Source organism: Pseudolabrys sp. Root1462, assembly GCF_001426945.1.
Classification (GTDB): domain Bacteria; phylum Pseudomonadota; class Alphaproteobacteria; order Rhizobiales; family Xanthobacteraceae; genus Pseudolabrys.
This window is the reverse complement of sequence record NZ_LMFS01000001.1, coordinates 2,579,262-2,590,715: the sequence shown is the minus strand read 5'-3', so window position 1 is coordinate 2,590,715 and position 11,454 is coordinate 2,579,262. Positions and strand designations below refer to the sequence as shown.

Here is an 11,454-nt window from a genome sequence, read left to right as displayed (position 1 = left end):
ATTCGGGCAGGGCGGCCGGTCGGAATTTTAAACAGGTCATCCATGTGGCGCGCGGCGTTCACTGTCGGCTTCGTCGCCACGCTGATGGCCGGCCCGGTCATTGCGCAGGTGTCGCCTCAGGTTAATCCGGGGGTGATCAATCAGGATTTTGAGCGGCAACGGCAGCGGCTGGAGCAGCAGCAGCAACTGCCGAAGCAGCAGGGGCCCTCGGTGGTCGGGCCGGGCCGCGGACCGGCGGTCAAGGTGCCGGGTGGCGGCCAGACGTTCCTGCTGCGCAAGGTCGTGTTCGACGCCTCGAAATTCATCACTCCGGCAGAACTCGACGCAGTCGCCGCCAAATATGTCGGCCGACGCGTCGACATCGCGGCGCTCCAGGATCTGGTGGCGGATGTCAACGCCATCTACGCGGCGCGCGGCATCGTCACCGCCATCGCGACCCTGCCGCCGCAGACGGCCGACAAGGGCATCATCAAGGTCAAGCTGACCGAAGGCCGGCTGCAGAAGACCTCCGTTGTCGGCAATCACCAGACCTCGGAGACTTTCATCCGCCGCAACGTCGATCCGCCGAAAGGCGAGGTACTCGACGTGCCGCAACTCAATCGCGACGTGGTGCGCTTCAATCGCGCCAACGAAGTACAATTGCGCGCGCTGCTGCAGCCCGGCACCGATTTCGGCCTGACCGACCTGCAGATCGCGGTCACCGAGCCGCCGGTCAATACGCTGCAACTGTTCTTCGACAATCAGGGCGTCCAGACCACGGGCCGCAACGAAGGCGGCATCTATTACAAGCGTCACGGCCTGCTCGGCATCGACGATCGCCTGACCTTCTACGGCGTCAAATCGAAGGGCAACCTCAACGGCAACGTCGCCTTCAACATGCCGTTCAATCCGTGGGGCGGCCGTATCGGGCTGAGCTATACGCAAGGCCGCATCAAGATCGTGCAGGGCCAATTCCAGAGCCTCGACGTCACCGGCACATCGAACCAGGCCGCCCTCAACCTGGCGCAGCCGGTGTGGGTCAATGATGTCTGGATGCTGCAAGCAACCGGCGCTTACGCCTATGGCAATTCGGAAAGCGACTTCTCCGCCGTCGCTGTATCGAACGACCGTTATACCAAGACGACCGGCGGGCTCTCGCTGTCGGCACTCGCCACCAACTATAACCTCACCATTTCGCCGGGCTTCAATACGATCAACTGGCACGACAAGATTCTTGGCGGCGAACGCAGTTTCAACACCTTCACCGGTTCGGGCAATGGCTCGCTGCAGCTTCCGGCGCAGTTCAGCGCGGTCGTGCTCGGCAGTTGGCAATACACCTGGGAAGAGCTGCTGCCCGGCGACCAGTTGTTCTCGGTCGGCGGTCCGACGACGGTGCGCGGCTATCCCACCAACGCCGCGTCCGGCGACAGCGGCTATTACTATAATCTCGAACTGCACCGGAACATGTCGGACATCATCAAGGGGCTCGACCTCTATGCCTTCGTCGACAGCGGTGCGGTGTTCTCGACGTCGCCGTCGGTCACGCAACTCGATTCCGCCGGCGTCGGCCTTTCGTGGACGCCTTATGCGCCGATCACCTTCGAAGCGAGCGTCGGCGTGCCGTGGCGGACGGTGATCGTCGGTCAGGCGCGCAGTGAGTTCTACGGCCGCGTCACCATTCGTCCCTTGCAACTTTTGTAAACCGGCTCCGCGTAGCCGCGCGATGCGGAATGGAGCCTTATGGAGAGCCTGATGAAGATAGCTTCTTACAAACTTGCCGGCGCGATCGTCGCGGCGGCGTTGCTGGCCGGGCAGGGCCCGGCGCTCAGCCAGGGTAAGAAAGAGCAGCCTGCGGCGCCGGCCGGCGCTTCCGGAGTCATGCAAACCGCGACTGCGTCGGTCGACGGCTTTCGGTCGGCCAAGTTCGGTATGTCCGAGACCGAAGTGAAGGGCATCATCGCGAAGGAATTCGGCGTCAAGGCCGACGCGATCCGCGAACAACCGAATGCCGGCGAGCGCACCAAGGCGCTGCTGATCAAGGTGCCGGATCTGCTGCAAGGTGGCGGCACCGCTGAGGTGTCGTACATCTTCGGCTATCAGAGCAAAAAGCTGATCCAGGTGTCGGTGTCGTGGTCGAAGGCGACGGACGAGAAGATGACGCCGGAGCAGCTGTTCTCAAATTCGAGCGTCCTGCGGTCGCACTTTCTGAGCGAGGGGTTCAAGCCGGAGAGTATCGCCACCAACATGCCGCTCAACAACGGCCTGCTGATGTTCCGCGGTAGCGATGCCAAGGACCGCACCACCATGATGCTGCTGCAGGGCACCTTCAGCCAGGGCGAGAACAACCAGCGCATCCTGACGCCGACGGCCCTGATGCTGTTCTACATCGCCGACGCCAAGACGCCGGACATCTATCGCCTGCCGCCCGGTTCGTTCTGATACGGCGTCCGACTTCGAGCAAATTGCAGCCCGCCGGCGCAGCAGCCGGCGGGCTTTTTGCTGTCGATGGAGGGCACGACGCCTGACGGCGCTGTTGGCCGACGGTGGGCCCGTCAGGCCGCGCCTTCGACGATGCGGAGGTCGCGTTCGACATTGCCGGTGCCGAGGGCTTTGAGCGCGGCCGCATAGCCGGGCGTATCATGGCAGGCGATGGCCTTTTCGAGATTGTCAAACTCGACCAGCACGACACGCTGGTTCATGCCCGACTCGTAGACTTTCGCCGGCTGGGTCAAAGCGAGGAAGCGTCCGCCGGCTTCGGCAATCGCCGGCTTTGCCAGTTTGGCATAGGCCTCCCAAGCGGCAGGATTCGTCACGGACCGGTACGTCACCACCCAATAAGCTTTCGGCATCATGGCCTCCCTTGATGTAGGCGCAATGGCAGAGTTCGCTTACTTCGTCTAGATTGCGAAGCCATCCTGGACTGGGAACCTTTCCGCCGCAGGCGCATCTAAGGGACAGTAACCAAGGACGCCTTCATGGTTTTGACAACGGTCCCGAAGACTGAGGCTGACATCTCCTCCGATGAGGAGCTGGTACGGCGGGCGCTTTTGCGCGACGAGGCGGCGGTCCGCGCCCTCACCACCCGGTACAATCGCCGGCTTTTCCGGGTCGCCCGCGGCATCCTCCGCAACGATGCCGAAGCCGAAGACGTCGTGCAGGAGACATATGTCCGCGCCTTCACCGGCCTCGACATGTTTCGCGGCGCCGCGGCATTCGGCACCTGGATCACACGGATAGCCATGAACGAAGCGCTGGGACGGTTGCGCAAGCAAAAGCCGACTGTCGACTGGGAGAGCTATGGGGAAAACCGCACCCAGGCGCAGATCATCCACTTTCCTGTCTCGGCGGCCAGCATCGATCCGGAGAAAACAATGGCGCAAGGCGAAATTCGCGTCATCCTTGAAAAAGCGATCGATCAGCTGCCGGATTCATTCCGCATCGTGTTCGTCGCTCGTGTGGTCGAGGGAATGACACTCGAAGAGACGGCGGACCTGTTCAGCCTGAAGCCTGAGACGGTAAAAACGCGGCTGCACCGTGCCCGGGCCCTCCTACGGGAGTCTCTGGAAACCCAGCTCGGACCGGCGCTGACCGATACGTTCCCGTTCGGCGGGCGGCGCTGCGAGGCCATGACCGAGAAAATAGTTGCGCTGATTTGCCGGTAAGGCGGGAACCTCCATTCGCATCGCGCATCCAACGGTGAGATGCACACGAACGGAGGAATGTCATGAAGATGAATTGGATTGCGGCAGTGGCCGCGCTTTGCCTGTTGCCCGGTGCGGCGTTCGCGCAAGGTGGCGCCAAGCCAACCGATGCGCAGATTGCCCACATCGCCTACACGGCCGGAGAACTCGATATCGAGGCCGGCAAGCAGGCTCTCACCATCACCAAGAATAAAGTGGTGAAGGAGTTTGCCGAAAGCATGGTGCGTGACCATACCGCGGTGAACAAGCAGGCGCTCGACCTCGTCAAGAAGCTTGGCGTCAAGCCGGAAGACAATGACACCAGCAAGGCCCTGACCAAGGCAGCCGCTGAAAAGCGCGCCAGCCTGGCCAAGCTCAGCGGCGCCGCCTTCGACAAGGCCTATGTCGCCAACGAGATCGCCTACCACAAGACCGTCAATTCCGCGCTCGAGACCACGCTGATCCCGTCGGCCAATAATGCCGAACTGAAGAGCCTGCTGCAGACCGGCCTGAAATTGTTTCAAGGCCACGAGCAGCACGCCGAGCATGTTGCCAGCGAACTCAAGTAGGGAATGACAGCATGACGCCGGGACGGATTCTGACGGCTATCGCCTTGTGCGCGCTGGGCTCCGTCTCGGCGCATGCGGAAATCATAACGGTGACGATCGACAAACTGGTCTTTGAACCGGCCGAGGTGAGGGCCAGGATCGGCGACACGATCGTATGGAACAACAAGGACGCGATGGTGCATACGGCCACCGCATCAGACAAAAGCTGGGATGTGACGATCGGGCCGGGGAAGACCGGCCGGCTCGCGCTTCAGAAACCCGGCGACATCGCGTATTTCTGCCGTTTCCACCCCAACATGAAGGGCCGTGTCGTGGTGCAGCCGTGATCAGCGCCGGCCGATCGGCGCCCAGGGTCGCGCCTGAAGGTCGACCTTGCGGTAGTCTTCGATTTGTTGCCGGTAGCTCTCCGTCAGATCGACGTCGTCCCAGCCGTTGAGCAACTGGTTCTTGCTGACAGGATCGATGGCAAAGCCATAGACGCGGTTGCCACAGGAAATGGTTTGCTGCGCGAGATCGACAGTGACGTCGCGCGCAGGATCGGCCGTTACCGCTGCTGCTATTTCCGAGGCATCCGCGTCCGACACCGCGGCTGTGAGTAGTCCGTTCTTCACGGCGTTTTGGGCGAAGATATCGCCGAACGACGGTGCGATCACGCAGCGGAAACCGTAATCATAGACGGCATAGACCGCGGCTTCGCGCGACGAGCCGCCGCCGAAATTACGGCCGGCGACGAGCACCTTGGCGCCGTGCCACATCGGCTGGTTGAGAGGAAAGGCCGGGTCTTCCTTGCCGTCGGCGCCGACCCGCAGATCCTGAAACAGGACGGAGCCCAGACCTTTTTCGCGCGGCCATTTGAGAAAGCGCGCCGGGAGAATGGCGTCGGTGTTGATGTTCGGCTGCGGCAGCGGACAAGCGCGGGCGGTGAGGCGGTCGAATTTTTCCATGACCGTACCCCTAAACCTTTCGCCCGGCGAGCAACGGGCGGACATCGGCAAGGTGACCGGAGACCGCGGCGGCGGCGACCATGGCCGGCGACATCAGATGCGTTCGCGCGCCGCGGCCTTGCCGGCCTTTGAAGTTTCGATTGGTGGTCGAAGCGCAGCGCTCGCCTTCGGGCACAAGATCGCCATTGATGCCGACGCACATCGAGCAGCCCGACTCGGCCCATTCGAGGCCGGCGTCCGTGAAGATGCGATCGAGCCCTTCCTGCTCGGCCTGCTGCTTGACCAGCGACGAGCCGGGCGAAACCAGGCCCGGCACCTTGCTGGTGCGGCCGGCGAGCACGGCGGCGGCGGCCCGCAAATCCTCGATGCGGGCGTTTGTGCAGGAGCCGATGAACACGCGATCGATGGCGATGTCGGTCAGCCTCATGCCGGGCCGTATCGCCATGTAATCGAGCGCGTCACGGATATAGCTGGCCCGCGCTTCGTCGGCTTCGCGGGACGGATCGGGCACGAGACCGTCGATCGGCAGCGCGTCGTCCGGCGTTGTGCCCCAGGTGACCACAGGTACGATCGCCGCGGCATCGAGGGTCACTTCGCGGTCGAACTCCGCGTCGGTGTCGGAGCAGAGACGCGACCAGTCTTCGACGGCGCGCTCGAACAATGCGCCCTGCGGCGCGTAGGGGCGGCCCTTGAGGTAAGCAAAAGTCGTGGCATCCGGCGCCACCATGCCGCAGCGGCCGCCGGCCTCGATCGACAGATTGCACAAGGTGAGGCGGCCTTCCATCGACAAGGCGCGAATGGCACTGCCGGCATATTCGATCGCATGCCCCTGGGCGCCATCGGCGTGGATACCGGCAATGATGGACAGGGCTATGTCCTTGGCGGCAATACCGGCGGTCGTGCGTCCGTCCACCGTGATGCGCATGCGCTTCGGCTTCTTTTGCCACAGTGTTTGCGTCATCAGCACGTGCGCCACTTCGGAGGCGCCGATGCCGAAGGCGTAGGTGCCGAACGCGCCGTGCGTCGAGGTGTGGCTGTCGCCGCAGACGATCAGCAGGCCAGGCAAAGTCAGGCCCTGCTCAGGGCCAACGACGTGAACGATTCCCTGCCGCGGATCGCGCAGGCCGAACAAAGTGACGCCGTTGTCGGCGGTGTTCTGTTCGAGTTTGCGGACCATCTCCGCGATTTCGGGATTGGCGATCGGCTTGTCGCGGTCATGCGTCGGCACGTAATGGTCGGCGACGCCGAAGGTAAGGCTCGGTTCGGCGACCTTGCGGCCGCGCCCTTTCATTTGGCTGAAGCCGTGAAATGAGCCCTCGTGGACAAAGTGACGGTCGACGAACAGCAGAGCGGCGCCGTCCTCGCGCCGCGTGATTTCGTGCGTGGACCACAGCTTGTCGAACAGGGTGGAGGGCGATTGCCTCATGGCGTGCATCATCATGCTTACTATTGGGGCAAAGCTCGGGCTTGCCCGCCGTTTCCGATAATGTATGCTAAAGAATACCAAGTAAAGACCCCCGGTCCGGGGCGTTTGTTGGGAGACCCCGTTGCGCGACTGGCTCGGCGAAGCGAAAGCAAAGCAGGTCTATCTGGTGCTGCGCGACCGCATCCTCAGCGGCGCCGTGGGCTTCGGCGCCCGGCTCTCGACCGAGAACGAACTGGCAGCCCTTTACGGCGTGTCCCGCGTCACGGTGCGGCGCGCGCTTGGTGAACTCGAGCGCGAGCGCTTGATCGAGCGCCGCCGCAGCGCCGGGACCCGCGTGATCTACCGACCATCGCCGGCGCCGATGACGGCCGACATTTCCGGCGTGCTCGCCAATCTCGCCGAAATGGGGCGGCGCACCGCAGTCAAGTTGCTGTCATTCGATTACGTGCCGGCAGAAGGCGCGGTGGCCGAGGCGCTCGGTGCGCCCGCGAACCAGTTGCTGCAACGTTCGGTGCGCGTCCGTTCGGTCGACGGCCTGCCATTTTCCTATCTGACCACTCACGTGCCGGAGGCCGTCTCGGTGACGTTCTCGGAGCAGGAACTGGCGACACGGCCGTTACTCGACTTGATCGAGCGCGCCGGCGTCAAGGTCGGCCATGCGCGTCAGCGCATCAGTGCCGTGCTCGCCGGGCCCGATGCCGCGGCGGCGCTCGACCTGCACACCGGTTCGCCGCTGATCGAACTGGTGCGCGTGGTCTTCGATCGCGACGGCCGCGGCGTCGAACATCTGCACGCGCTGTACCGGCCGGATCGCTACGCCTTCGAGATCGATCTGGTCCGCTCGGGCGCGGCCAGTTCGAGCTGGTCGCCGGTGATGCGCCAGGGCCGTGACGCTCAGAACAAGACAACGACGAAGTCGCTACGCACCAAAGCCAAACCGGCCGGGCTCCGGCCGTCGCGTTAAAAAAGGGGAGAGAGAATCATGTCGAACGAGAAGATACCGCTCAGCCGCCGCCAATTCATCGCTTCGACGGCGCTCGGCGCCGCCGCTGCCGCCACCGGTACGATTGCGATGCCCTCGGTGCTCCGCGCCGCCGGCACACCGATCAAGATCGGCGTGCTGCAACCGGTCACGGGACCGCTGTCTTACTCCGGCACGCAGGGCCAGCTCGGCGCCATGCTGGCGATCGAGGAGATCAATGCTGCGGGCGGCATCAAGGCGCTCGGCGGCGCCCACCTCGATCCGGTGACGGGCGATGCGCAATCGACCCCGGCCGGCGGCACCGCCGAAGTCGAGAAGATGAACGCGGCCGGCGTATCCTGCATCGTCGGTGGCTACGCTTCGGGCATCTGCCTAGCGACGACCCAGGCCGCGGCGCGCTACGATCTGCCTTATGTCGTCGATGTCGGCGTCGCCGACAACATCATGACACGCGGCCTCAAGAACACGTTCCGCTTCGGGCCCGGCTTCGGCGTCATCGCCAATGCCGCGATCGATAACCTGATCGCGATCAACGACGGCGCCGGCAAGCCTGCCAAGACCGTGATGATCGTCCATGAGGACTCGCTGTTCGGTGCGGGTCTCGCCAAGCTGCTGAATGCCAAGCTGCCGGAGAAGGGTTTCCAGGTGCTCGAGACCATCGCGCATCCGACCCCGACCCGTGATTTCAACACCATCGTGCTCAAGATCAAGGCGCAGAATCCGGATCTCGTCATTCCAGCGAACTACTACAACGAATATGTGCTGCTGGCTCGCACCATGCAGCAGCAGCATGTCAAACCCAAGGGCATCTACTCGGTGCTCGGCGGCGCAGCATCGTCCTACAAGTTCGTCAAGGAATTCCCGGAAGCCGCCAACGGCATCATGGACTGCAATCACTGGTTCAACCCGCTGAGCGACAAGGCGCAGGCGCTGAAGAAGAAGGTCGAGGCCAAGGGCCAGTTCTTTACCTACGAGGTCTATCTGAACTACGCCAGCATCGGGCTCGTCGCCGACGCGCTGGAGCGGGCGGCCTCCGCCGATCGTGCCAAGCTTACCGAAGCGCTGGCGAGCTCGACCTGGGCCGGTCACATCATGCCTTACGGGCCGACCAAGTTCGTCGACGGGCAGAACCAGGGTGCCGCCCCGTGCGGCACGCAGGTGCAAGGAAATGATATCAAGGTGATCCTGCCGGCCAAGTTCGCCGACGCGAAGCCGAAATTCCCGTTCACCTGATTTTGGAGAGGCCGCGGGCGGCTCCCAAGGGGCCGCCCGCGATCGCGTGTTTTTGTGCTGTCACCTGTCATTCTCATTCCGGCGCTGCTCAACGGTTTATTGACCGGAGCGGTCTATGCGCTCGTTGCGCTCGGGCTGACGCTGATTTACGGCGTGCTGCATATCATCAATTTCGCCCATGGCGCGCTGCTGACCGCTGCGATGTTCGCGGCTTATTTCGCGTTTCAGGTTCTCGGCATCGATCCGTATTTGTCGATTTTCCTCATCGCGCCGTTGTTCTTCGCGATCGGCTACGCGCTGCAGCGCTTCGTCATCGGTCCAGCCTCGCACGGCGAGGACCGCAACATGCTTCTGGTGACGCTGGGGCTTGCGGTCGTCATCGAGAATGCGCTGCTGTTCGGCTTTCGCGCCGATACCCGCACGATCGACGTGCCATACGCCTTTCAGAGCATCGATCTCGGCTTCACCTATCTCGCGGTGCCGCGGCTGGTCGGATTCGTCGCGGTCTTCGCGGTCGCCGTGGTGCTGTGGCTGATCATGACCCTCACGGACATCGGCCGCGCGATCCGGGCGGTGGCGAAGGAGAAACTCGGCGCGCAACTGGCCGGTATCGATGTCGCGCATGTCTATGCCGTGACCTTCGGCCTCGGCACGGCCTGCGTTGCGGTGGCCGCCTGCCTGCTGATGCCGACCTATTACGTCAACCCCGGCGCCGGCAATGCCTTTGTGCTTGTCGCTTTCACTATCGTCGTTCTGGGAGGCATGGGCTCGGTGCCCGGCGCGGTGGTCGGCGGCCTGGTGATCGGCGTCGTCGAAAGCCTGTCGAGCCTGTTCCTCGGCGATTCACTCGGGCAGGTCGGCATCTTCCTGATCTTCATCGCGGTCTTGCTCGTGCGCCCGCAAGGCTTGTTCGGAGCGAAGGCATGAGATCGTTCGTGCCGATCGCGATCGTTGTTGCTGCGCTCGCGGTGGTGCCACTGCTGGTGCACTCCAACGTGGTGCTTAACTTCCTGGTCGTCGCGCTGATGATCGCGCTGGCCGGGCAGGGCTGGAATATCCTCGGCGGCTATGGCGGGCAATATTCGTTCGGCCACGCGATTTTCTTCGGCACCGGCGCCTATGTCACCGCCATCCTGCAGGTGAAATTCGGCGTCAATGCCTGGCTGGCGTTCGGGACGGGCATCGCCGCCGGCGCCGTCGTCGGCGTCGTCGTCGGATGGCTGGCCTTCCGCGCTGGACTGCGCGGCTCTTACTTCGCCCTGGTGACGCTGGCTTTCGCCGAAGTGCTGCGCATCCTCGCCAGCGTAACGCCGATCACCGGCGCCGGCGTCGGCACCTTGCTCAAGCTCGATCTGCGTTTTGCCGCGCTTCAGTTCGAAAGTCGCGCCGTGTTCTACTGGCTGATCCTGGCGCTGGTGGCCGTAGCGCTGATCGTCACCTATGCGGTCGAACGGTCGCGTTTCGGCGCCTGGCTCACTGCGGTGCGCGAGAACGAGGACGCGGCGCGCGCGCTCGGGGTCGATGCTGTCGCCGTCAAGCTCGGCGCGATGGTCATCTCCGGAGCGATCACCGCGGCCGCCGGCTGCTTTTACTCACAGTATTTCCTGTTCGTTGATTCCCATATCGCCTATGGCGCGTGGATTTCCGTCGAGGCGTTGCTGACGCCGATCATCGGCGGTGCCGGCACTATCTTCGGACCGCTGGTCGGGGCACTGGTGGTCAAGGCCTTGGGCGAAGGGGCATTGCTCGTGACCGGACAAGCGCCGGGTCTCGACCTCGTCGTCTTCGGCATCGTGCTGATCGCTGTCGTAGGCTTGGCGCCGCGCGGCCTTGTCGGCCTGCGCGCCCAACTCGCGGCGCGTTGGCGCCGTGCCCGCGCGGGGGAGGCGAGCCGTGGCTGAGGCTCTCCTCACGGTCGAAGGCGTGTCACGCCGGTTCGGCGGGTTGCTTGCTGTCGGTGCGGTGTCATTGATTGCCGCCGAGGGGCGGATCACGGCATTGATCGGCCCGAACGGCGCCGGCAAGACCACGATGTTCGCTTTGATCTCCGGATTCCTCAAACCCAGCGACGGCAGCGTGCGATTTGGCGGCGACAATGTCACCGGTGAGCCGGCGCACAGACTGGCCCGCAGGGGCATCGCCCGCACTTTCCAGATCGTTCAGCCCTTTGCCGGGTTGACGGTGCGCGAGAATATCCGTGTCGGCGCGCATCTGCGGCATGCGGGCCGCGCCGCGGCATTGGCCGCTGCCGAAGCCGTGGCGCGCGAGGTCGGTCTTGCCGGACTGCTTGACGCCCCGGCCGACAGCCTGACCGTTGCCGGCCGCAAGCGGCTCGAACTCGCCAAGGCGCTCGCCACCGAGCCGAAACTCCTGCTGCTCGATGAGGTTCTCGCCGGCCTGAATCCATCGGAGATCCGCGACATCATTCCGGTCATCCGCGGTCTGCGCGACCGCGGCATCACCATCCTGATGATCGAGCACGTGATGCAGGCGGTGATGAGCCTCGCCGAGCACGTCTATGTGCTGGCTGAGGGCCGCATCATCGCGACCGGAACGCCGGCCGAGGTCGCCTGCGATCCGGTCGTCATCGAAGCTTATCTCGGGCATGGCGCCGCCAAGCGCTTGGCGAGGGCGCCATGAC

General features: G+C 63.8%; 13 protein-coding genes. 10 read left to right on the top strand and 3 right to left on the bottom strand.

Going from position 1 to position 11,454, the window contains the following annotated elements:
• Window positions 1–42 precede the first annotated feature (42 nt).
• Window positions 43–1,680 (top strand): ShlB/FhaC/HecB family hemolysin secretion/activation protein, encoded by a 1,638-nt coding sequence (locus tag ASD45_RS12610; RefSeq protein ID WP_244485344.1) that lies wholly within the window; start codon window positions 43–45, stop codon window positions 1,678–1,680.
• Window positions 1,681–1,731: 51 nt separating this feature from the next.
• The gene (locus ASD45_RS24005; RefSeq protein ID WP_244485343.1) at window positions 1,732–2,418 is read left to right on the top strand and encodes a hypothetical protein; all 687 of its coding nucleotides are present in this window, start codon (window positions 1,732–1,734) and stop codon (window positions 2,416–2,418) included.
• Between the two features lie 113 nt (window positions 2,419–2,531).
• Here ASD45_RS24005 and ASD45_RS12600 read toward each other — a convergent pair whose 3' ends face one another.
• A complete protein-coding gene (locus ASD45_RS12600) occupies window positions 2,532–2,828 on the bottom strand; it encodes a DUF1330 domain-containing protein (protein ID WP_056912759.1) in 297 nt (98 codons plus the stop codon).
• A gap of 126 nt (window positions 2,829–2,954) precedes the next feature.
• On the opposite strand from ASD45_RS12600, the gene ASD45_RS12595 reads away from it, so the two are divergent.
• From ASD45_RS12595 to ASD45_RS12585, 3 genes are all read left to right on the top strand, one after another.
• Complete coding sequence (locus ASD45_RS12595; protein ID WP_056911795.1) at window positions 2,955–3,641, top strand: RNA polymerase sigma factor; 687 nt, start codon at window positions 2,955–2,957, stop codon at window positions 3,639–3,641.
• A gap of 62 nt (window positions 3,642–3,703) precedes the next feature.
• On the top strand, window positions 3,704–4,228 hold the full coding sequence (locus ASD45_RS12590; protein WP_056911794.1) for a DUF4142 domain-containing protein: 525 nt from the start codon (window positions 3,704–3,706) through the stop codon (window positions 4,226–4,228).
• Between the two features lie 11 nt (window positions 4,229–4,239).
• Window positions 4,240–4,554: a cupredoxin family copper-binding protein gene (locus ASD45_RS12585; RefSeq protein WP_056911793.1), complete on the top strand. Its 315-nt coding sequence runs from the start codon at window positions 4,240–4,242 to the stop codon at window positions 4,552–4,554.
• Here ASD45_RS12585 and leuD read toward each other — a convergent pair whose 3' ends face one another.
• Window positions 4,555–5,172, bottom strand: a complete 618-nt coding sequence (gene leuD, locus ASD45_RS12580; RefSeq protein WP_056911792.1) for a 3-isopropylmalate dehydratase small subunit — start codon at window positions 5,170–5,172, stop codon at window positions 4,555–4,557.
• A 10-nt stretch (window positions 5,173–5,182) separates the two neighbouring features.
• The gene (leuC, locus tag ASD45_RS12575) at window positions 5,183–6,598 is read right to left on the bottom strand and encodes a 3-isopropylmalate dehydratase large subunit (RefSeq protein ID WP_200949670.1); all 1,416 of its coding nucleotides are present in this window, start codon (window positions 6,596–6,598) and stop codon (window positions 5,183–5,185) included.
• Window positions 6,599–6,719: 121 nt separating this feature from the next.
• Here leuC and ASD45_RS12570 point away from each other — a divergent pair, with 121 nt between their 5' ends.
• From ASD45_RS12570 to ASD45_RS12550, 5 genes are read left to right on the top strand one after another with little or no spacing between them, the layout of a single operon-like run.
• Complete coding sequence (locus ASD45_RS12570) at window positions 6,720–7,562, top strand: GntR family transcriptional regulator (protein ID WP_056911791.1); 843 nt, start codon at window positions 6,720–6,722, stop codon at window positions 7,560–7,562.
• An 18-nt stretch (window positions 7,563–7,580) separates the two neighbouring features.
• Window positions 7,581–8,813: an ABC transporter substrate-binding protein gene (locus ASD45_RS12565; protein ID WP_056911790.1), complete on the top strand. Its 1,233-nt coding sequence runs from the start codon at window positions 7,581–7,583 to the stop codon at window positions 8,811–8,813.
• 54 nt (window positions 8,814–8,867) lie between these two features.
• A complete protein-coding gene (locus ASD45_RS12560) occupies window positions 8,868–9,740 on the top strand; it encodes a branched-chain amino acid ABC transporter permease (protein WP_056911789.1) in 873 nt (290 codons plus the stop codon).
• A complete protein-coding gene (locus ASD45_RS12555; RefSeq protein ID WP_056911788.1) occupies window positions 9,737–10,714 on the top strand; it encodes a branched-chain amino acid ABC transporter permease in 978 nt (325 codons plus the stop codon). Before ASD45_RS12560 ends, ASD45_RS12555 begins: the two co-directional genes overlap by 4 nt.
• Window positions 10,707–11,453, top strand: coding sequence for an ABC transporter ATP-binding protein (locus tag ASD45_RS12550; protein WP_056911787.1), 747 nt, complete (start codon window positions 10,707–10,709; stop codon window positions 11,451–11,453). The genes ASD45_RS12555 and ASD45_RS12550 overlap by 8 nt, the downstream gene beginning before the upstream one ends.
• The last annotated feature ends 1 nt before the right edge of the window (window position 11,454 follow it).

Coding starts and splice junctions, on each gene's coding strand:
- ASD45_RS24005 (WP_244485343.1), top strand. CDS start 1,732: ATGAAGATAGCTTCTTACAAACTTGCCGGCGCGATCGTCGCGGCGGCG.
- ASD45_RS12595 (WP_056911795.1), top strand. CDS start 2,955: ATGGTTTTGACAACGGTCCCGAAGACTGAGGCTGACATCTCCTCCGAT.
- ASD45_RS12610 (WP_244485344.1), top strand. CDS start 43: ATGTGGCGCGCGGCGTTCACTGTCGGCTTCGTCGCCACGCTGATGGCC.
- leuC (WP_200949670.1), bottom strand. CDS start 6,598: ATGAGGCAATCGCCCTCCACCCTGTTCGACAAGCTGTGGTCCACGCAC.
- ASD45_RS12590 (WP_056911794.1), top strand. CDS start 3,704: ATGAAGATGAATTGGATTGCGGCAGTGGCCGCGCTTTGCCTGTTGCCC.
- ASD45_RS12565 (WP_056911790.1), top strand. CDS start 7,581: ATGTCGAACGAGAAGATACCGCTCAGCCGCCGCCAATTCATCGCTTCG.
- leuD (WP_056911792.1), bottom strand. CDS start 5,172: ATGGAAAAATTCGACCGCCTCACCGCCCGCGCTTGTCCGCTGCCGCAG.
- ASD45_RS12585 (WP_056911793.1), top strand. CDS start 4,240: ATGACGCCGGGACGGATTCTGACGGCTATCGCCTTGTGCGCGCTGGGC.
- ASD45_RS12600 (WP_056912759.1), bottom strand. CDS start 2,828: ATGCCGAAAGCTTATTGGGTGGTGACGTACCGGTCCGTGACGAATCCT.
- ASD45_RS12555 (WP_056911788.1), top strand. CDS start 9,737: ATGAGATCGTTCGTGCCGATCGCGATCGTTGTTGCTGCGCTCGCGGTG.